The organism is Streptomyces sp. NBC_01445 (assembly GCF_035918235.1).
In the GTDB taxonomy this organism is placed as follows: Bacteria; Actinomycetota; Actinomycetes; order Streptomycetales; family Streptomycetaceae; genus Streptomyces.
The window spans coordinates 6314794-6334050 of sequence record NZ_CP109485.1; the positions used below are offsets into that span (position 1 = coordinate 6314794).

Below are 19257 nucleotides of genomic sequence, written 5' to 3' on the forward strand. Positions count from 1 at the left end.
CGGGGCGTGGCACGCGCCGGGGGCCCCGAAAATGCGTGGCACGGTACACCCTGCTCCCGCTAGGCTCCTGCGCTTTGGTCCAGAACGGAAGACGAGGGCGGGAGCTTGTCCGTGGGGACTTTCCGGCTGTACGCGGCCGTCGCCGCCGGAGGGTTCCGGCGCTACGCGACGTACCGTTCGGCCACCGCGGCCGGCGTGTTCACGAACACCGTCTTCGGGTTCATCGTGGCGTACACGTACATGGCGCTCTGGGACGAGCGGCCGGGGCTCGGCGGGTACGACCAGGCACAGGCGCTGACGTATGTGTGGATCGGGCAGGCGCTCGCGCAGGCCCTGTCGATGTTCAACGCGGGTTTCGCCGTCGACATGGTGGCGCGGATCCGCAACGGCGACATCGCCGTGGATCTGTACCGGCCCGTCGACCTTCAACTGTGGTGGTTGGCCGGGGACTTGGGACGGGCCGTGTTCCAGTTGTTCAGCCGGGGCGTGGTGCCGCTGACGGTGGGCGCGCTCGCCTTTCCGCTCGCGCTGCCGGGCGATCCGGTGGTGTGGCTGGAGTTCCTGGTGGCGGTGGTGCTGGCCGTGGTGGTCAGCTTCGCGATCCGCTATGTGCTGGCGCTGAGCGCGTTCTGGCTGCTCGACGGGTCGGGCGTGCTGCAGTTCGGGGGTCTGGTGGGGATGTTCTTCACGGGTCTGCTGCTGCCGCTGAACGCGATGCCCGGTGCGCTCGGCGACATCGCGCGGGTGCTGCCGTGGGCGGCGCTCCTCCAGATGCCCGCCGACATCCTCCTCGGCGCCCGCTCCGGCGCGGCAGAAGTGCTTGCCGCGTACGCCTTCCAGGTCGGGTGGGCGGTCGTCCTGCTCGCCGCGGGCCGCCTTCTCCAGTCCTCCGCGACACGCAAGGTGGTGCTTCAAGGTGGCTGACACCGGCGGCATGGGGAGCGTACGGGTCTACGGGCTGATCGCCGCGATGTGGATCCGCTCCACCCTGGTCTACCGCACGTCGTTCGCGGCCGCGGTCCTCACCAACTTCCTTGTCACGGCGCTCGACTTCGTCGTGATCTGGATGATGTTCTCGCAGGCGACCTCGATCGGCGGCTACAGCTTCGCGGAGACCGCCTTCCTGTACGGGACCGCCTCCGTCTCCTTCGGGATCACCGCCCTCCTGCTCGGCAGCGTCGACGATCTCGGACTGCGGGTGCGCGACGGCTCCCTCGACGCGTTCCTGGTGCGCCCCGCACCGGTGCTCGTCCAGGTCGCCGCCGACCGCTTCGGCCTGCGCCGCCTCGGCCGTTTCCTCCAGGGCACCCTGGTCCTCGGCTGGTCCCTGACGCGCCTCGACATCGACTGGACGCCCGCCAAGCTGCTCCTGCTGCCGGTGATGCTGCTGAGCGGCGCGGCGATCTTCGGCGCGGTGTACGTGGCGGGGGCGGCGTTCCAGTTCTGGGCGCAGGACGCGGCCGAGGCGCAGAGCGCGTTCACGTTCGGCGGGCTGACGCTGCTCCAGTACCCGCCGACGGTGTTCGCCAGGGACTTCGTGATCGGCGTGACGTTCGTCGTGCCGCTGGCCTTCGTCAACTGGCTGCCCGCGCTGTACGTGCTCGGCCGCCCCTATCCCATCGGCCTGCCCTGGTGGCTCGCCTTCACGCCGCCGCTGGTGGCCGCCGGGAGCTGCGCGCTCGCGGGTCTGGCCTGGCGCGCGGGTGTCCGTTCGTACCGCAGCACCGGGAGCTGAAGACGTATGACTGAGGACTTCATCGAGGTCGACGGCGTGGAGAAGGTCTTCGACGTGCGCAGGAAGACGGGCCTGCTGCGGCGCGAGCGCCATCAGGTGCGGGCCGTCGACTCGCTCACCTTCAGCGTGCCGCGCGGCGAGATGGTCGGCTACATCGGGCCGAACGGCGCGGGCAAGTCCACCACGATCAAGATGCTGACCGGCATCCTCACGCCCAGCGCGGGCCGGCTGCGGGTCGCGGGCATCGAGCCGTCCCGGGAGCGGACGCGGCTCGCGCGGCGGATCGGCGTGGTGTTCGGGCAGCGCACGACGCTGTGGTGGGACCTGCCGCTGATCGACTCGTACCGGCTGATGCACCGCATGTACCGCATCCCGGACGCCCGCTACCGGGAGAACCTCGACCGGTGCGTAGAACTCCTGCAACTGGGCGGCCTGTTGGACACGCCGGTACGGCAGCTCTCCCTCGGGCAGCGCATGCGCGGCGACATCGCGGCGGCCCTGCTGCACGACCCCGAGGTGCTCTACCTCGACGAGCCGACCATCGGTCTCGATGTCGTCTCCAAGGTCAAAGTGCGGGGATTCCTGCGGGAGTTGAACGAGGAGCGCGGCACGACGGTACTGCTGACCACGCACGACCTGACCGACATCGAGCAGCTGTGCAAACGCGTCATGGTCATCGACCACGGACGCCTGATGTACGACGGGCAGCTCACCGGCCTGCACCAGGTGGGGGAGAGCGAGCGGACCCTCGTCGTCGATCTGGAGCGTGAACTGCCGCCACTGGAAGTGCAGTTCGCCCGGGTGGTGAAGGTGGACGGACCGCGCCAGTGGCTGGCGTTCCTGGCCGCGCAGTCGGCGGCGCCGCTGGTCGCGCAGATCGCGGCTCAGTATCCGCTGGTGGATCTGTCGGTGCGGGAGCCGGACATCGAGTCCGTGATCGCCCGGATGTACGCCCGTGAGGAACCATCCCTGGGAGGAACGGCCGCACCCTCGTAGGCTGGTCCCATGACGGACGAACGCCCTGAGCGCCCCGAGCCGAACGACCTGCCCGAGCTGCGGGCCTCCGACGCCGACCGGGACCGGGTCGCGGAGGTGCTGCGGGACGCCCTCGCCGAGGGGCGCCTGGACATGGAGGAGTTCGACGAGCGGCTCGAGGCCGTGTACAAGGCGCGTACGTACGGCGAGTTGGCGCCCCTCACGCGTGATCTGCCGGGGGCGGGCGCGGCGGCGCCGGAGACCCCGGTGAGCTTTGTGAAGGAGCCGCAGCCCGAGGGCGCGCTCGACTGGCGGACGCGGATCGGCGGGGAGGCCACGTCCACATGGGCGCTCGCGTTCTTCGGCGGGTTCGGCCGCAAGGGGCGCTGGACGGTGGGCGAGAGGTTCACCTCGTTCGCGATGTTCGGCGGAGGCGAGATCGATCTGCGGGAGGCGCGGTTCGCGTCCCGCGACGTGGTCATCAACTGCTTCACGATCATGGGCGGGATCCAGATCAAGGTGCCGCCGGAGCTGGATGTCACCGTCAAGGGCTTCGGCATCATGGGCGGCGTCGACGACCGGGCGTCGGGCGAGGGCACGCCGGGCTCCCCGCGGGTCGTCGTGCGGGGGTTCGCCCTGATGGGCGGCGTCGGCGTGGACCGCAAGGCGAGGCGCGAGGAGCGTCTTCGCCTCAAGGAGGAGCGCCGCCAGGACAAGCTGGACCGCATGGCCGCGCACCTCGAGGCGCTGGAGGGGCACCGCGAGCGGCACGCCGACCGGCATCAGCTGCGGCACGAGCGCCACGAGGACCGGCGCCAGCGCCAGTGGGAGCGGGCGGAGGAGCGCCGAGAGTGGCGTGAGCGGTAGCGGCACCCGTGCCGTGAGCGGTAGCGCCCCCGCGCCGTGAGCGGTGGCGCAGCCGGGCCGGGCGCTACAGCTCGGCCGGCGTCGACCCCTTCAGCGTCGTCAGGTTGAACGTCTGCGCCATCCTGCGGAAGCCGGAGTCGCTCGGGTGCAGATGGTCGCCGGAGTCGTACGCGGGCAGGAGCTTGCGCGGGTTGTACGGGTCGCGCAGCGCCTTGTCGAAGTCGACGAACTCGTCGAAGACCTTGCCGGAGCGGATCTGCGCGTTCACGGCCTGGCGCACGCCTTCGAGGCGGGGCTCGTAGCCGCGGTGGCCCTGGAACGGCATGAGCGTCGCGCCGACCACGCGCAGGCCGCGCGTGTGCGCCTGCCGGGTCAGCTCCCGCAGACCCTCGACGATCTTGTCGGGGTCGTTCTGGTGCGGGTTGCGGAGGATGTCGTTGACGCCGAGCGCGATCACGACGGCCTTGACGCCTGATCGGTCGAGGACGTCCCGGTCGAAGCGCGAGAGGCCGCTCGGGTTGTTCGCGGGGCGGCCGAGGCCGTCGGACAGGATGCGGTTGCCGCTGATGCCCTGGTTGACCACGCCGTAGCGGGCCGCGCCGTTCTCGTCGCGCAGCCGGTCGGCGAGGTCGTCCGTCCAGCGCCGGTTGGCGCCCACCGTCGAGGTGACGCCGTCGGTCAGGGAGTCGCCGATCACGACGACGGTGCCGTCCGACTCGTTGCTGAGCACGTCGAGCGCGGTGACGTAGCGCCAGAAGGGGGTCTGCTGCGTGAACGGGGCGCCGGTCGCGTCCTCCGCGCGGTCGCCCTGGGCGACGTACGACATCTGGCGGGCCTGCGGGTGGTAGGTGACCGGGCCCGACGGAGTGGGCGAGTAGCTCGTGACCAGCATGTCCGCGTCGTGCGGGACGCGCAGCCGAACGGCGTCGCTCATGGCCTGGGAGCCGGCCGGGATCACGACCGAGGTGTTGCCGCCGAAGGTGAGGCGGCGCAGGGTGCCCGCCGCGGCGGCCGGGGTGTTGGGCGCGGCCGCGACGGCGACCGAGGCGTGCGTGATGCTGAGCGGCTGCTGCCCGAAGAGGTTCGAGAACGTGATGCGGGCGCTCGTGCCGCCGATGCTGGTGTGCACGACGTTGCGCACGGTGCGGCCCGCGAGGCCGTCGGTCTCTGTGCCGGGCTCGCCACCCGCGGGGGAGGCCGACCAACTGCCCGACCAGGTGCCGGTGGAGGCGGGGGCCGCCGAGTTCTGCGGGTGCCGGGGGCCCGCGCTGACCGTGCTGTCCGAGCCGTCGAAGGCGCCGGAGACGCCCAGGTATATGGCGGCCGAAATCACGACGACCAGGGCCGCGACCGCGGCCAACAGGGCATAACCGTGGCGCTTGGTCATGCGGGGGTGTCTCCTCGGGCAGCGGGAGCCCCGAGGCTCCGGTGTGATGATCCCATGATGCGTCATGGGTCGGGAGGAAGCCGACACTGCCCCCCTCCGCCTTTTGAGACGCCGGGAACTTGTCGTCCGTTCCGGGAGTCGGTCAGGTAGGGACAATGTGTGAGAGGGATGACACGGGGGACTGCCGGGTGAGCGGACTTGTGACGGGCGGAGTGAGCTGAGTGGACGAAGTGGAGGACGCGAAGCGCGCCGCGGCCGCGCGCGGCACGCAGGACTCGGAAGAAACGGGCGAAGCGGGCATGGGTGAGCATGCCCGCGCGGGCAGCTCCTCATTCGGGACGCGGCCGGCCCCGTTCGGCGCGGGCCCCGGCTCCTTCAGCCCCGCCGATGTGGAGAAGCAGCGCGGCGTACGCCGGATGAAGACCACCGCCACCGGCCTGCTCCTGCTCGTCGCCGTCATCTACGTACTCGCCAAATGGGGGCAGAACTCCGGCGCCGGCGCCTGGGCGGGGTATGTCGCCGCCGCCGCCGAAGCGGGCATGGTCGGTGCCCTCGCCGACTGGTTCGCGGTCACCGCGCTCTTTCGCCGCCCTCTCGGCCTGCCCATCCCGCACACGGCGATCATCCCCACCAAGAAGGACCAGCTGGGCGTCTCGCTCGGCGAGTTCGTCGGGGAGAACTTCCTCTCCTCCGACGTCGTACGGCAGCGGCTGCGCGCCGTCGGCATCGGCAGCCGGCTCGGCACCTGGCTGGCCGAACCGGAGCACGCCGACCGGGTGACGGCCGAGCTCGCCACCGCCCTGCGCGGCGCCCTCACCGTGCTGCGCGACTCGGACGTCCAGGCCGTCGTCGGCGAGGCCATCACGCGCCGCGCCGACGCGCAGGAGGTCGCGCCCGGCATCGGCAAGATGCTGGAGAGGGTCGTCGCCGACGGCGGTCACAAGCGCGTCGTGGACCTGATCTGCGTACGCGCCCACGACTGGCTGGTGCTGCACGAGGACTCCGTGATGGAAGCGGTGCAGGGCGGTGCCCCCGGCTGGACCCCGCGGTTCGTCGACAGGAAGGTCGGCGACCGCGTCTACAAGGAGCTCCTGCGCTTCGCCACCGAGATGCGCGACATGCCCGAGCACCCGGCCCGCGGCGCCCTAGACCGCTTCCTCGGCGACTTCGCCTCCGACCTCCAGTCCGACACGGACACGCGGGCGCGCGTCGAGCGCCTGAAGTCCGAGGTCATCGCCCGTCCCGAGGTCCAGGACCTGATCGCCTCCGCCTGGTCCGCGGTGCGCGCCATGATCGTCGCGGCGGCGGAGGACGAGCGCAGCCAGCTGCGGCTGCGCGTTCGGGCCTCGCTGCTCTCCCTCGGCTCCCGGATGGCGACGGACGCGCGCCTCCAGGACAAGGTCGACGGCTGGGTCGAGGGCGCGGCCACGTACGTCGTGACGACGTACCGCAAGGAGATCACCTCCCTCATCACGGACACCGTGGCGAGCTGGGACGCCGAGCACACCTCGAAGAAGATCGAGGCGCACATCGGCCGTGACCTGCAGTTCATCCGGATCAACGGCACGGTGGTGGGCTCGCTGGCAGGGCTCGCGATCTACGCGGTGTCGCGGGCACTGGGGGCGTGAGCGCTTCTCTGCCTGCCTGGCCGGAGCGGCGCACCGTCAGCGCCAGGAGCGCCGCCCCCGCGCACAGAGCGCCCGCGCCCACCCACACCGGGTCGTACGAGCCGAAGGCGTCCCGCGCCACCCCGCCAGCGAACGCCACGGCCCCGGCCCCGACCTGGTGCGCGGCGCTCACCCAGCCGAACACGACCGGCGCGTCGGCCCCGTAGTGGGCGCGGCACAGCGCGATCGTCGGCGGCACGGTCGCCACGTCGAGCAGCCCGAAGACGACGGTGAACGCGACGAGCGGCGCGTCCACGGCCGACGTCAGGAGCAGCGGCAGAGCGAGGAGGGTGAGGCCGCGCAGGGCGTAGTACACGGCGAGCAGGCGGCGCGGATCGGCGCGGTCCGTCAGCCATCCGGACGCCACCGTCCCCGCGACATTGAAGATCCCGATGAGGGAGAGCAGCGACGCGGCGACGGTCACCGGCATCCCGTGGTCGTGGGCGGCGGGCGCGAAGTGCGTCCACATCACCCCGTTCGTCGAGGCGCCGCAGACGGCGAAGGTCCCGGCGAGCAGCCAGAACGGGCCGGTGCGGGCGGCGCGGGCGAGAGTGCGCAGGGCGTGCCGGGCGGCGCCCTCGGTACGGCCGGCGGGGCGAGCGGTGTCTTCGGTTCGGCCCGGGTCCTTCCGCGGCTCGCGCACCGCGGCCCACACCACCGGCAGCGCGCCGGCCGCCGCGAGCGCGAGTGCCGCGGCGGCGGCCCGCCACGAGTACGTGTCGATCACCCACGACAGCACGGGCAGGAACACGAACTGCCCCACCACGCTCGCCGCCGTGAGCAGCCCGGTGACGAGCCCGCGCCGCGCGACGAACCACCGCTCGGTGACCGTAGCCGCGAACGTCGTCGCGGTCGCCCCCGTCCCCAGGCCCACCAGCACGCCCCAGTACAGGACGAACTGCCAGGGCGCGGTCATCGTCGTCGCGAGCCCGGCCCCGGCCCCGACGAGGCACAGGGCGCCGACGGCGACGCGCCGCATCCCGAGCCGGTCCATGAGCGCCGCCGCGAAGGGGGCACTCGCCCCGTACACGACCATGTTCACGAGCGAGCCGAGCCCGACGGAGGCCCGTGACCAGCCGAGATCCTCGTGCAACGGCCCGACGAGCAGACCGGCGAGCGTGCTGAACGCCCCGGCCGTGACGATGGCGAGCGCGGCACCGGCGGCGACGGTCCAGGGGGACCGGGGAATCTTGCGATACGGCCTCATGACTTCACCCTGCGACGGGTGCACCCGGCGCCACGACTGGCCAGATGGCCATGACGTGAAAGAATCTGGCCATGACTCCCGTAAGGCCCGTGACCCCGGCGCCGGACGGTCGCCGAACCGTCGCCGTCCTCGTCCGCGACGGCGTCCTGCCCATGGAACTCGGCCTGGTCCACCAGCTGTTCGGCACGGCGCGCTCCGCGACGGGCGAGCCGCTCTACGACGTCCGCACGTGCGCCCCGCGCCCCGGCAGGATCCGTACGGACGCGGACTTCCCGATCTACGCGGAGCACGGCCTGGCGGCGGTGGCGGCCGCGGACACGGTCCTCGTACCGGCGTCGCACGAGACGGACGAGGGCCTCGGGCCGGACGGCCTGCCGGCGGACCTGGCGGAGGCCCTGCGCGGGGCGGACGATGCGCGCGGGTCCCGCCCCCGCCGCATCGCCTCCATCTGCACCGGCTCGTTCGTCCTCGCCGCCGCCGGACTCCTGGACGGCCGGCGCGCGACGACGCACTGGATGTCGGCCGAGCTCTTCGCGCGTACGTTCCCGTCCGTGACGGTGGACCCCGGCGTCCTGTACGTCGACGAGGGCCGGATCCTCACATCCGCGGGCGAGGCGGCGGGCATCGACCTGTGCCTCCACATGATCCGCCGCGACCACGGCGCGGCCGTCGCCGCGGAGGTGGCGCGCCGCACGGTGGTGCCGCCGCACCGGGAGGGCGGCCAGGCGCAGTTCATCCAACGCCCGGTGGAATCAGAGGGGTTGACGTCCACGTCCGCGTCGCGCGCGTGGGCCCTCGCCCGCCTCGCCGAACCCCTCACCCTCGCCGAGCTGGCCGCGCGCGACGCCATGTCCGTCCGCACGTACAGCCGCCGCTTCCGGGAGGAGACCGGCCTCACCCCCATCCAGTGGCTGACGCAGCGCCGCGTGGACCGCGCGCGCGAACTCCTGGAACAGACCGACCACACCGTCGACCGCATCGCGACGGAGGCGGGCTTCGGCACGGGCACGTCGCTCAGAGCGCACTTCCAGGCGGGCCTCGGGGTGTCGCCGGGCGCGTACAGGTCGACGTTCAGGGGGAGGTGAGCGGGAGGCAAGGGGGGAAAGTGAGGCGGTCGGCGGGCGAGCGGGTACGGACATGAGTATGCGTACTCTGTCGCCCCCCGCGGCCCGTCCCGGAACCTCGTAGCCATGACTGCCGGAACCGCAGCAGCACGTCTCCTGAAGCCTCTGCCCCGCAGCCCATGGCCGGAGCGCTGGCTGACCCGCCTGCTCCTCCTGGGCCTGTCCACAGCGGCGTACGTCCTGTGCATGCCCTGGGACCTGCGCAACCGTCCGGAGACCCCCGGCTCGATCAACGAGACCACCCCGGTGACGAACCTGGGTGTCACGATCCTCGCCGTGACCCTCCTGGTCCTCGGCGCGTACGCCGGCCGTCGCGACCGCCTTCCGCTGGCGGTCCTGCTGGTGGCGGCCCCGCCGATCGTGCTCCTCTACGCGTCGTTCGCCTCCCACCCCGACCCGGGAGGCATCTTCCCGTGGCAGCTGGTGTGGTGCTTCTTCTCGCTCGTGATGGCGGGGGCGGTGCTCATCGCGGCGGCCGTCGGACGCACGTTCCGCGAGGATGACCGGTAGTCCGCGTACCGCCCCGACATGACCCCACTGCCCGGGAGCCCCGATGACCATCCGCAGGATCGTCCCGAACCTCACGACGAAGTCACCGGAGTCGATGGCCGAGAACCGCGGTTTCTACGGCCTGCTCGGCTTCGAGGAGGTCATGCGCCTCTCCCCCGGGACAGAGGGAGACCCCCGGACCCCCGAGGCCTGGGTGATGACCCTGGCGTCCCCCTCCAACCCGACCGCTCAGGTCAGCTTCCTCACCCACGACGAGACCGCGCCCGTGATCCCGGACCTCAGCGTGGAGGTCGAGGACGTGGACGCGGTCTACGAGCAGGTACGGGCATCCGGCGCGGAGATCGTCCACGACCTCCGCGACGAGGAGTGGGGCGTGCGCCGCTTCTTCGTGCGGGACCCGGAGGGGCGCGTGGTGAATGTGCTGGGGCACCGGGGCACGTAGCCCCTTAGGGGTCCGGCCTACGCGGTGTGGCGGTCGGCCAGTGCCCAGGACGCGGCGGCGACGCCCCCGGCGACCGTGAACACGGCGGGCCAGGCGCCGAGCTTCTTGGCGAGCGGGTGCGACCCGGCGAAGGCGGCGATGTAGGCACCACCGAGTACGGCAGCCACCTTGCCCCCGGCGGCCTGCCGCCACTGGGCCCCGGCCGCGACTCCCGCGGCGGCCAGCACGACGCCGCCGAGCTGCCGCTTCTTGGTGAACCGGGCCACGGCGTACCCGCCGACAATTCCGCTCGCGGCCACTGCTGCCGCCGGTACCTTCGCCATCCTGCCTCGCTTCTCCGTCGTGTGCGGCCCGGGTGGACGTGGACCGATTCGAGGCTAACGCGCGGGATTGCGGCGCCGGCGGGCAGGCCGGTTCTCCGCGAATGCGGGGGCCGAGGGGGCCGTCGCCTTTTGCCCGAGGTGCTCTAGAATTCCTGTGCGATCAACGGGGGTTGAGCGCCACATGTGACCGGGGGAGCGGTGTGATGGGCGATCCAAAAGATCTACGGGTTCCGCCGGAGAAGCTGACCAAGCTCGCGGACGACCTGGACGGCATGCAGGACCACCTGGACAAGCAGGTGAAGCGCATGGACACGATCGTCGACAGCATCGAGGCGGGCTGGAGCAGCCCGGCGTCGACGGCGTACCGGGGGTTTCACCGGGCGGCGGCCGAGGACGCCGTTCGGATCCGCGAGGTGATGAAGGTCCTGGAGCAGGCGGTCCGCATGAGCCGCGACGGCTTCACGGAACTCGAACTGGACAAGCTCGACCAGTTCCGCCGGATCCAGGTCAACGTCGATGTGGCGGGCGAGGCGGACAAGCTGTCCACGCCGAACGTCGAGGCGCCCGCGCCGCCTTCACGGCCGCGCAGCGGCCTGGACAGCTTCTGATCCGGCGGGTCCACGCACTCGCCTTCGCCATTCACCATTCGCCGCCGCATCCGTACGCAGCCGTGGACCGGAAGCCCGTACGCAGATGCAGTCGTATCCATGCCATAGCCGTACGGCACAACTCGTAGCCGCAGACGTGCACAGCGACAAGGGGGATCCGTGCCGCCCAGCGACGCCGACGACCACATATCGGTCACCTTCACCACCCTCCACCACCTCGCGATGGAGCTGGAGGACATCCTCAAACAGCTCAACGGGCGGATCGACGACCTCTACGAGCGCGTAGAGCCGGTCGTCCTGTCCTGGCAGGGCGAGGCCCGGGAGATGTTCATCGACAAGCTCGACGAGTGGGACCACTCGGCGCAGGATCTCCAGGCGGCCCAGAAGTGGCTGCACGAGATCGTGACGACGGGCCACATCAACTACGCGGCGGCGCACCGGGCGGTCCTGCGCGGCTGGGGCGCGGCCTGATGGGGACGCCGGCGCCGAGCAGCGGCACCATCGACGTCAAGCCGTCCACCCTGCACCAGGTCGCGGGCGGGTTCGCGGGCGAGCAGACGCCGTTCGACAAGGCCGCCAAGAACCTGATCAAGGAGCTCAAGGAGTACCCCGACGCGGGCGGTTACGGCACGGCGCCGCAGGCCTTCGCCGCCTCCTACCTCAAGGCGGCCAACCGCTACCTCGAGGTGTGGGCCAAGGCCGTGGTCAGTATCGGGGGCGCCGCGGTCGGCTTCGCCACCACCGCGAACAACTACTCCAAGGCGGAGGCCGCCAACGACGCCTCGGGCAAGACCAAGCCCCAGACGCAGCCCCCGCCCGTCGTCATCGACAAGGTCCCGGACTACGGCTCGGTCCCCGACCTGAAGTGGGGCGACGACGACGGCGGAGACGACTTCATCCGCTCGCTCCTGGAGTGCATTCCCGACGTCGTCTGGCACCTCATCCGCCCGCTGCTCGAACACGCCTTCCGCTGGGGCAAGGTCGCCGAGGTCTACCCGTATCCGCAGCAGCACTACCTCAACTCGCTGTCGCAGTCCTGGGCGGACATGACGAAGGCGCTGTCCTGGGCCGAGGGCAATCTGACGGGCCAGATGTACGGCATCACCCAGCAGAGCAACAGCGAATGGCACGACGCCATGCGCCAGTTCTGCAGCTCGCTGTGGGGCACCACGGCCTGGGGCAAGCAGACGGCGAGCTACGAGTGGAAGCACGACTCGGCCGCCAACCAGAAGCCGAGCCACCCGGTCATGTCCGTCCTGTTCGACACCGCGATGAAGATCAGCGACTTGCTGCGCGAGTTCGCCGAGGCGGCGGTGTACGTGAACGGCGAGGTGTGGGACATCTACTTCGAGGCGGTCAAGAAGGCCGTCGGCGACATCGACCTCAGTGACGGCGTCGACCTCAAGGACCTCAAGGAGGGCGCGAAGGGCGTAGGCCGCTTCCTCAAGGGCCTCGCCAAGGGCGGTGCGGAGCTGAGCGTCGAGATCACGCTCAACATCGACACGGCCGCGCTCAACCGCGTCGTGGAGGAGTACAACCGCCGCGTGAACGCGCTCTGGCCCCGACTCGACGCGCTCATGGAGGCGTTGGACGAGGCGCACCGGGCCGCTCCGACGTACGCGGCGGAGGAGGCCCGCGCGGAATCTTTCGGGGCCCGCTCCCTGAACGACTTCAAACAGGAGCACAAGTACACCAAGGACGCCGACGAGAAGAACCACTTCTACGCCATCGACCTGGCGAACCAGGAAGGAATCCACGGAAGTCACCCGGTGGACAAGCACATCGGCCTCACGACCGATCAGCTGAGCCAACGCTTGCGTGATCAGAGCCAGCCCCCGTCCGCCTCCACGTTCAAGGACATGCCGTCCGCCGAACGCTTCACTCAGGCGACGCTCGATGACGCCGCCAATGCAGAGCGAGTGGAAAAATGGATCGAAGGGGTTGAACGACGGGCCAGGAACAACCCGAACCGGAATCCCGACAACTCTAAGATCGACCCTCCGCTCACTCTCACCTTCAATGAGGCGACAGGGAAATCGGTCACCCGAGCCGAATATGACGCGCACGGAATGAACGCCACGGCCGGAGACGTAAAGTCCGTGGAAGTGGCGCTAAAATACAAGTCCGGGATCGATCCGCCGTTCGTCGTCATAACGTCCTACCCCGCAGCACCCTAGTCAACGAGGAGCCGAGCAAGTGAAGTCGTACACAGGTGCGCTGTTCAACAGCGGCCCGGTGGAGAGGCTCCTCGATCTCGCGGCGAGATGTCAGGAATCTTCCGGCGCCAGTCCGCTGGACGACGATCTGAGGCGCTTCATTCGGATTGTGGAGAATTCGAATGCCGCTCACTGGGCCTGCCCCATTTCCACCGTCGCCGCACTCCTGGAGTTCCTGGGAGATGTCGTGGACGGCGACTCCGCGCCTTTTGTTCCTGCCGAATTCCAGCAGAGGTTGCTGCAGGTCGCCGATGGAGCGGGCGGAGGTGAGTATTTGCGCACACTGGCAGGAATCATCAGGATTCTGTCCCAAGGTCCGGTTGCGGATTATGCCGAACTCCCTATGGCCGCATGGGAGGCGCGCGTCCTATTTCCTCGGCTAGGCGGATTCGGTGCAAACTGGATCTACGATGGAGAGTATGCGTCGATCGAGGACTCGGTCCGGGCGGCCGTTGATTCAGAGCACCCCTATTGCCCTGAATTCCTGTCTCCCCTGGCGGCCGAGGCGCAAACGGCTTTGGTCCTCTTCCCGGAGCAGGAATCCTTCCGCGTCAACATTTCGGAGCAGGTTCCGTGGGCTTCCATCGCGTCAGTCAGAGAACTGCTTGCGTTGATCAATGACCATATGCGGCATGAACACTGAGACACATGGAAGGTAAAGTGCCGACCCGAAACCGCTCTTCCACGTACCCTGACCGCGAGACCGCCCAATGGGCGACCCAGCAGGTGGTCACCGCCAACGAGCAGCTCGTCCACCGATGGCTCGCCCAGTCCACCCGCCCCCGCCTCACCGTCGAGGCGGCCTGGCCGTCACGCCAGGACCCGGTCGGCCGGGTCCTGCTCCAGGCGATGATGCTGGCAGGCCGCGACCCGGTCGACGTACGAGCCGCACGCGTGATCCTCAAGCGGGACGACGCGAGCCCGCACGGTTTCGTGGTGCACGCCACGTTCCCGGTCTACCTGTAACCATCTGCAACCACCCGTAGAGGATGCCGCAGCCGTGCCCATGAATCCCCTCGAACACGACCGCCGATATGGCGAGTTGGACCAGGTGATGCGCGCGTACGTCGGCCAGGCGGCCGACGACACCGAGGACAAGCCGGGCGCAGCGCTCACCGCCTACCTCCGCCACACCTGGCACACGCGCCCCTGGGCACTGGCCGACGCCGAGCAACAGCTCCGCGAGTACTCCCGCAACCCCCCGGGCCGTGTGCGCCTGCGCCTGGGCGAGTTCTACTCCGTCCCCGACGTCGGCCTGCCCGAGGCGGACATCCAGGACTGGCTGCGCATCCTCGCCGACCACATCAAGCACAGCATCGAGGCGGGCGAAGTCCCGCCGCCCTCGGCCCCCGTGACCCACTGGGAGTGGCACGCCCGCTTCCCCGAAGCCGCCCAGTTCCTCGGCGGCTGGTTCTCCCAGGACATGCCGGACGAGTTCGAAGACCATGACGCGGCGACCAGGGACTACATCACCACCACGGACCCTCACCTCAAGGCGCGCCTGGCGGGAGAACTCCACGAACTGCTGGCCCTGCCCCTGGACGAGTCGGACTACGCGCAGGGGCTGACGGAACTGGGCATGGAGGTCGACCCGGAGACCCCGTATTCCCCGTCGGGCTGGCTGGCGCGGGTGGCGGAGCAGGTGGGCGGGGGAGGCTTCGTGGCGGATTACGGGGAGGGGCGGGCGCAGGGCGGAGAGTAGGGCCTCGCCCGCACTCAGCGGCTACTGAAGCTGGGATTCCGCAAGCAGTCGGTGACGACGCCGACATCAAAAACGGTGAAGTCCCTCTTGTTTTCTGGATGTTCACGATGCGCGGAGACGTGGACGCTGCCGAACCCGGGCCGGGTCACGCGGGCGGCGACCTCGTCGTCCCGCTTCTCCTTGTTGCCCGACCGCTTCCACCCTTTTCCCTCAAGCCGCGTGACGACTTCGCGTACGAGCTGGTCGGGGGAGCGCGAATCGGCCGCTCCGAGGGTCACGCTGACGTCGGCAGAAGCCACGACCTGGGCGTCATCCATGGAATCCTCGACGAAGTCCTGAGGATGACAAGCACTGCTCCCGCCACCGAACTCCTCGGGCTCACGCCCAGGATCGACGGCCTTGGCCGCGTCGTAGACGTCCGGGTACATGGCATCCATGGCTTGCCGGTACGTGCGCTGGGCCGGGTCGACCTGAGTCGAGCAGGCGGTCATCGCGCCGGCGAGGGCGAGGAGAGCGGCGACGCGGAGCCCCCGGCGGCGCGTGGGGATATGGCTACAGGTACGGGCATGGGCGCGGGTGGGAGCCATGCCCCCATCCCAGCGCAGGGGCGCGGCCCGGGACACGGGGGCGGGTACTCATCTCGCCCTGAGTGGGGGTGGCTGGAGCGTCGCCGACAGGAGCTTCAGTCGTCAGCCCGGATTGGGCGCCGATGGACGTCAAAGCCCGGGCAGGCTACGGGAGTTCGGCGCCCCTGCCAGGTACGGAGTGCGGCCGAAGCGTCGCCCCGACAGGTCCGTCCAGCTGGGTGCTACTGTCCCCGCCATGTCCGAGACCATAAGCACCACCAAGACCGAAATCGACGCGATCACGGCCGAGTTCTTCGGCGCGTTCGACAACAGGGGCGGCAGCGAGGCGGACGTCGACCGGATCCGCCGCCTCACGATCCCGGGTGCCGTGATCGTGAGCACCGGCCCGGCGACCACGGCCTACACGGTGGACGAGTTCATCGAGCCGCGCCGGAAGCTGCTGTCGGACGGCCGGCTGGTGGAGTTCTCCGAGTGGGAGACGACCGAACGGACCCAGATCGCGGGCGACATCGCAGCGCGCTTCGGCGAGTACCGCAAGTCCGGCATCATGAACGGCGAACCGTTCGAGGGCGGCGGCACGAAGTCCATCCAGTTCGTCCGCACGCCGGAGGGCTGGCGCATCGCGTCGTTCACTTGGTACGACCGGCCTTGACGGACGCTGCGCGGGAACCGGGCGTCATCGGCGATCTCTTACTGACCCGCGCTCGTCTGTGACTCGGCGTCGGCCGGATCGTCGTCATCGCCGTCAGGTACGGGGAGGCGGGCGCCTCTGCTACGGGCGATGCGGTGCACATCGTGCAGCGCCTCGGTCAATCGAGCGGCCAGGAAGCGGAGTTGGTGCGCGGTGGTCTTGCCTTCTCCTTCGCCTTTGCCGTCGCCAAGGAGGTCAGCGGCGTGGTCGAGGAGTTCTTCAGCCATGTCGAGCTGAACGGACTCGACGTTGTCGGCGACGCGGGAGAGATGGCTGCTGCCCGTGCCGTCGCTGAGGAGGTAGCAGGGATTCCCGTCGAGGTTCGACCAGGGCAGGAGCCTGGGACGGCTGAGCGTTGTGCCGTCGTGGCTCTGGTGGATCACGCGACCACCTCAACGCCGTGGATGCGGCGCGGGCCGAGGTCCACTCCGTGCACGGCAACCCAAAGGGCGCGGCGGCGAGCGCGCTGACGCTTCGCCTGCTCGCGTTGCTCGTGGGCGAGGAGGTAGGGGCGGACGAGTCGGGAGTCTTCACCGCGGAGGGGGGCCGTGTGTGGGGAGGGGCGCCGAGGCGGGTCGGGGACTGCGAGTGCGGGGTCTAGCGCCGCCGCCATGTGCTGCCGATGCCGCCCGGATGCGGGCCACGCAAGCCGCAGCAGTGGCTCGATAAGGCGGGCGATAGGGTTCAACACGTCATCAACTCCTGTGAAGTTGGCGGCCATGCCCCCGGACCGTCGCTAGCGGTCGCGGGGGTCTTCCGTGCCTGAGGGCAGGTCGACCTGCATGGACATCGCTGTGTAGCGATCCACTTACAGAGTGGTACGGCGAGGGTTACGCTCACCAGGGGGTCTGTGGTGACTGGACTTCTGTCACACGGGAGTTGACGATGAGTAGCACCTATGGGGATTGGTTCAGGGCTCAGCGTGAGGTGGCAGGCCTGACACAACAGGAGCTGGCTGACCGGGCGATCATGACGCGTTCGCACATCGCGCACATCGAGGCAGGGCGTCGACTTCCGTCGAAGGAGGACGCGCGGCGGCTGGACAAAGCGTTGGGCACTGGGGATGTGCTCAGCAGCTTCCTGCCGGCGGAAGACGCGGCGGTCGCAGAGTACTTCGAGACAGCTCTTCAGCTCGAACAACAGGCCACCATCATCCGCGAGTTCGCGTTGTCCTTCATCCCGGGCATCCTCCAAACGGAAAGGTACGCACGTGCGGTTCTGGGCACGTCGTTCCCTCCTGTGGGGCAGGAGGAGCGTGACAGGCGCCTTGTCACACGCCTTGAGCGCGCGAAGATCCTTGCGGATCCAGTGGCGCCCGTAGTCTGGGCATTACTGGATGAAGCCGTACTGCGTCGCCAAATCGGCGGCCCGCACGTCATGGCGGAGCAGATCGGTCATCTCACGAGCCTCATCGAGGTCGGCCGGATCCAACTGCACGTATTGCCTTTCACGTTGGGCATCCATCCCCTGCTGAACAACATGCTCACGCTGATGTGGTTCGAGGACCAGCCACCCACGGCGTACGGCGAAGGGCTGTACATGGGGAAGATCCACGACAGCCCATCCGTAGTTCAGGAGCTGCAACATCGCTACGATTTCGCCCTGGGCAACGCGCTGCCGCTCAAGGAATCATTGGCTCTACTCAGGGCAACAGCAAGGGACTACGAACGCCATGACTGACCGAAGCATCCCGCACGCGGCGTCACTGAAGGGCTGGCGGAAGTCGTCCTACAGCAACGACCAGGGCGGCAGCTGCCTGGAAGTCCTGGACCACCACCCCGCAGGCATCCCCGTCCGCGACTCCAAGACCCCGAACGGGCCCGCACTGGTCTTCCCTTCGACCGGCTGGTCCTCGTTCATCACAGCGGTCAAGGCCGGAAGCCTCCACTCCTGACGCCTCGCGCCGGCGCGGGCTCAATGGGATTGGTCGGATCGCCAGAGTGCCACCTCGGCGCGGGTTGGCACCGCGAACGGCCGAATGTGGCGCCCACATCGGTGGCATGGGCGCCGTTGGCATTTTCGTCTGCCGCGGCGTGAACGAATGCTCGGCGGGAGCTGCTTCGAGGCGCGCCGAGCCGGCCCAACCCCTTGCTTCCACGCCCGGCCGTCAGTACGAGTAGTGCTCCTTCAGTGCCTCGCTCAGCCGCTCGCGCTCGAAGCCCAGCGCGGCCGCCAGGACGTGCATGCCGAGGCGAGGCGGAACGGCATTGCCGATCTGTTGGGCCACCGCGGCGCCGGCCCAAAGCCAGTCCGGTACCGCGGGGAAGGTCTGGAGTCGGCCGGCCTCGGACTCGGTCAGGCGAGGGCGGTCCTGCCCGTCGGGCCCGACGATGCGGTTGCGGGAGATCTTGCCGGTCACCGTGGCCGACGGTTCGTGCGAGCCGCGCTGTCCGCGAGCCTTGGGGTCACCGCCGGTTCCATAGTTGGAGACGACGGTGTAGGGATCGTCACGCTCGGCGAGAACGTCCTTCATGCTGACCCACGGTTGCAGACCGAGGCCGTGGTCGTGGCGTGACTTCCGCTTGTGATAGCGCCCGTGCGTCGGCTCGGGCATGCACGGCTCACCGGGCAGCAGGCGTCCCTCGCCGGTCCACCGGGCGATGAGGATGGCCCGGCGTCGGGTCTGGGGCACGCCGTACTCCTCGGTGTGGAGCACCTGCGGCGACGCGACCGCGTACCCCTCCGCCCGAAGGATCTGCGCGTACCTCTGCCACACGGGCAGCACCGCGGGGACCTGTTCCAGGACGATCACCTGGAACGGGCGCCCGGCGTCGACGGCCTCGAGTGCCCAGCGCAGCGGCTCCAGCACCAGACCGGTGCGCTCGTCGTGCTTGTCGGTCTCCTGGTCCTTGAGTGCTGCGAGGTCTGCCCGGACCTGTGCCAGTGGGTCACGGTTGCGCAGCCGGTCGGCGAAGGCGAGGACGTGATCGAGCGCACGCCGCCCTGAGCCTCGGCCCGCGACCGTGAACGTCTGGCACGGGGGGCCGCCGGCCAGAACGTTGAAATCCTCGCCGAACCTGGTCGGACCGTAGTCGCGGACGTCGCCGGATTCGGTCGGCAGCCCGTTCGCGGCACGTGTGGCGCAGGCGTCCTTGTCCCACTCGATACCCATCGACGGCACCTTGAGCTGCCGTGCGGCTTGATCGAGCCCGCCTGGCCCCGCGAAGAGATCGATGATCTTGAAGGGGGAGGCGGACGGGGGTGCTGCGTTCATAG

At 69.7% G+C, this 19257-nt stretch carries 23 protein-coding genes; 17 read left to right on the top strand and 6 right to left on the bottom strand.

What is annotated here, in order from left to right:
- Positions 1-111 precede the first annotated feature (111 nt).
- The 4 genes from OG574_RS28770 to OG574_RS28785 are packed head-to-tail and all read left to right on the top strand — an operon-like array spanning position 112 to position 3577.
- Positions 112-924, top strand: coding sequence for an ABC transporter permease (locus tag OG574_RS28770; RefSeq protein WP_326775563.1), 813 nt, complete (start codon positions 112-114; stop codon positions 922-924).
- 10 nt (positions 925-934) lie between these two features.
- A complete protein-coding gene (locus OG574_RS28775; RefSeq protein ID WP_326778653.1) occupies positions 935-1735 on the top strand; it encodes an ABC transporter permease in 801 nt (266 codons plus the stop codon).
- A 6-nt stretch (positions 1736-1741) separates the two neighbouring features.
- Positions 1742-2731 (top strand): ABC transporter ATP-binding protein, encoded by a 990-nt coding sequence (locus OG574_RS28780; protein WP_326775564.1) that lies wholly within the window; start codon positions 1742-1744, stop codon positions 2729-2731.
- A gap of 9 nt (positions 2732-2740) precedes the next feature.
- On the top strand, positions 2741-3577 hold the full coding sequence (locus OG574_RS28785; RefSeq protein WP_326775565.1) for a DUF1707 SHOCT-like domain-containing protein: 837 nt from the start codon (positions 2741-2743) through the stop codon (positions 3575-3577).
- Between the two features lie 64 nt (positions 3578-3641).
- On the opposite strand, the gene OG574_RS28790 is transcribed toward OG574_RS28785, so the two are convergent.
- Positions 3642-4964, bottom strand: coding sequence for an SGNH/GDSL hydrolase family protein (locus OG574_RS28790; protein WP_326775566.1), 1323 nt, complete (start codon positions 4962-4964; stop codon positions 3642-3644).
- Positions 4965-5263: 299 nt separating this feature from the next.
- On the opposite strand from OG574_RS28790, the gene OG574_RS28795 reads away from it, so the two are divergent.
- Positions 5264-6592 (top strand): DUF445 domain-containing protein, encoded by a 1329-nt coding sequence (locus tag OG574_RS28795; RefSeq protein WP_326778654.1) that lies wholly within the window; start codon positions 5264-5266, stop codon positions 6590-6592.
- Here the strand turns inward: OG574_RS28795 and OG574_RS28800 are convergent.
- Positions 6522-7838 carry an MFS transporter gene (locus OG574_RS28800; RefSeq protein ID WP_326775567.1) on the bottom strand — a complete coding sequence of 439 codons (1317 nt, stop codon included), beginning with the start codon at positions 7836-7838 and terminating at the stop codon, positions 6522-6524. The two genes, OG574_RS28795 and OG574_RS28800, sit on opposite strands and share 71 nt — an antisense overlap.
- A 71-nt stretch (positions 7839-7909) precedes the next feature.
- Here OG574_RS28800 and OG574_RS28805 point away from each other — a divergent pair, with 71 nt between their 5' ends.
- The 3 genes from OG574_RS28805 to OG574_RS28815 all read left to right on the top strand — a co-directional run bounded on the left by OG574_RS28805 (position 7910) and on the right by OG574_RS28815 (position 9914).
- The gene (locus OG574_RS28805; protein ID WP_326775568.1) at positions 7910-8923 is read left to right on the top strand and encodes a GlxA family transcriptional regulator; all 1014 of its coding nucleotides are present in this window, start codon (positions 7910-7912) and stop codon (positions 8921-8923) included.
- Positions 8924-9028: 105 nt separating this feature from the next.
- Positions 9029-9472 (top strand): hypothetical protein, encoded by a 444-nt coding sequence (locus tag OG574_RS28810; protein WP_326775569.1) that lies wholly within the window; start codon positions 9029-9031, stop codon positions 9470-9472.
- Between the two features lie 43 nt (positions 9473-9515).
- Entirely contained in the window at positions 9516-9914 is a 399-nt protein-coding gene (locus tag OG574_RS28815) for a VOC family protein (protein WP_326775570.1), read from the top strand.
- A gap of 17 nt (positions 9915-9931) precedes the next feature.
- Here the strand turns inward: OG574_RS28815 and OG574_RS28820 are convergent, their stop codons facing one another.
- A complete protein-coding gene (locus OG574_RS28820) occupies positions 9932-10237 on the bottom strand; it encodes a hypothetical protein (protein WP_326775571.1) in 306 nt (101 codons plus the stop codon).
- Between the two features lie 203 nt (positions 10238-10440).
- Here OG574_RS28820 and OG574_RS28825 point away from each other — a divergent pair, with 203 nt between their 5' ends.
- From OG574_RS28825 to OG574_RS28850, 6 genes are all read left to right on the top strand, one after another.
- On the top strand, positions 10441-10845 hold the full coding sequence (locus tag OG574_RS28825; protein ID WP_326775572.1) for a WXG100 family type VII secretion target: 405 nt from the start codon (positions 10441-10443) through the stop codon (positions 10843-10845).
- Between the two features lie 222 nt (positions 10846-11067).
- Complete coding sequence (locus tag OG574_RS28830; RefSeq protein WP_326778655.1) at positions 11068-11316, top strand: WXG100 family type VII secretion target; 249 nt, start codon at positions 11068-11070, stop codon at positions 11314-11316.
- Positions 11316-13022 carry an RNase A-like domain-containing protein gene (locus OG574_RS28835; protein WP_326775573.1) on the top strand — a complete coding sequence of 569 codons (1707 nt, stop codon included), beginning with the start codon at positions 11316-11318 and terminating at the stop codon, positions 13020-13022. The genes OG574_RS28830 and OG574_RS28835 overlap by 1 nt, the downstream gene beginning before the upstream one ends.
- Positions 13023-13041: 19 nt before the next feature.
- Entirely contained in the window at positions 13042-13704 is a 663-nt protein-coding gene (locus OG574_RS28840) for a hypothetical protein (protein WP_326775574.1), read from the top strand.
- Positions 13705-13709: 5 nt separating this feature from the next.
- Positions 13710-14027, top strand: a complete 318-nt coding sequence (locus OG574_RS28845; RefSeq protein WP_326775575.1) for an RNase A-like domain-containing protein — start codon at positions 13710-13712, stop codon at positions 14025-14027.
- A gap of 34 nt (positions 14028-14061) precedes the next feature.
- Positions 14062-14763, top strand: a complete 702-nt coding sequence (locus OG574_RS28850) for a contact-dependent growth inhibition system immunity protein (RefSeq protein ID WP_326775576.1) — start codon at positions 14062-14064, stop codon at positions 14761-14763.
- A 14-nt stretch (positions 14764-14777) separates the two neighbouring features.
- On the opposite strand, the gene OG574_RS28855 is transcribed toward OG574_RS28850, so the two are convergent.
- Positions 14778-15350, bottom strand: coding sequence for a hypothetical protein (locus tag OG574_RS28855; protein ID WP_326775577.1), 573 nt, complete (start codon positions 15348-15350; stop codon positions 14778-14780).
- A 235-nt stretch (positions 15351-15585) separates the two neighbouring features.
- On the opposite strand from OG574_RS28855, the gene OG574_RS28860 reads away from it, so the two are divergent.
- Positions 15586-16002, top strand: a complete 417-nt coding sequence (locus tag OG574_RS28860) for a nuclear transport factor 2 family protein (protein WP_326775578.1) — start codon at positions 15586-15588, stop codon at positions 16000-16002.
- A gap of 38 nt (positions 16003-16040) precedes the next feature.
- On the opposite strand, the gene OG574_RS28865 is transcribed toward OG574_RS28860, so the two are convergent.
- Positions 16041-16424 carry a hypothetical protein gene (locus OG574_RS28865; RefSeq protein WP_326775579.1) on the bottom strand — a complete coding sequence of 128 codons (384 nt, stop codon included), beginning with the start codon at positions 16422-16424 and terminating at the stop codon, positions 16041-16043.
- A gap of 502 nt (positions 16425-16926) precedes the next feature.
- Between OG574_RS28865 and OG574_RS28870 the strand changes: the two genes are divergently transcribed.
- Entirely contained in the window at positions 16927-17721 is a 795-nt protein-coding gene (locus OG574_RS28870; protein WP_326775580.1) for a helix-turn-helix domain-containing protein, read from the top strand.
- Positions 17714-17935 carry a DUF397 domain-containing protein gene (locus tag OG574_RS28875; protein ID WP_326775581.1) on the top strand — a complete coding sequence of 74 codons (222 nt, stop codon included), beginning with the start codon at positions 17714-17716 and terminating at the stop codon, positions 17933-17935. The genes OG574_RS28870 and OG574_RS28875 overlap by 8 nt, the downstream gene beginning before the upstream one ends.
- A gap of 213 nt (positions 17936-18148) precedes the next feature.
- On the opposite strand, the gene OG574_RS28880 is transcribed toward OG574_RS28875, so the two are convergent.
- Positions 18149-19255 (bottom strand): DNA cytosine methyltransferase, encoded by a 1107-nt coding sequence (locus OG574_RS28880; protein ID WP_326775582.1) that lies wholly within the window; start codon positions 19253-19255, stop codon positions 18149-18151.
- Positions 19256-19257: the final 2 nt, after the last annotated feature.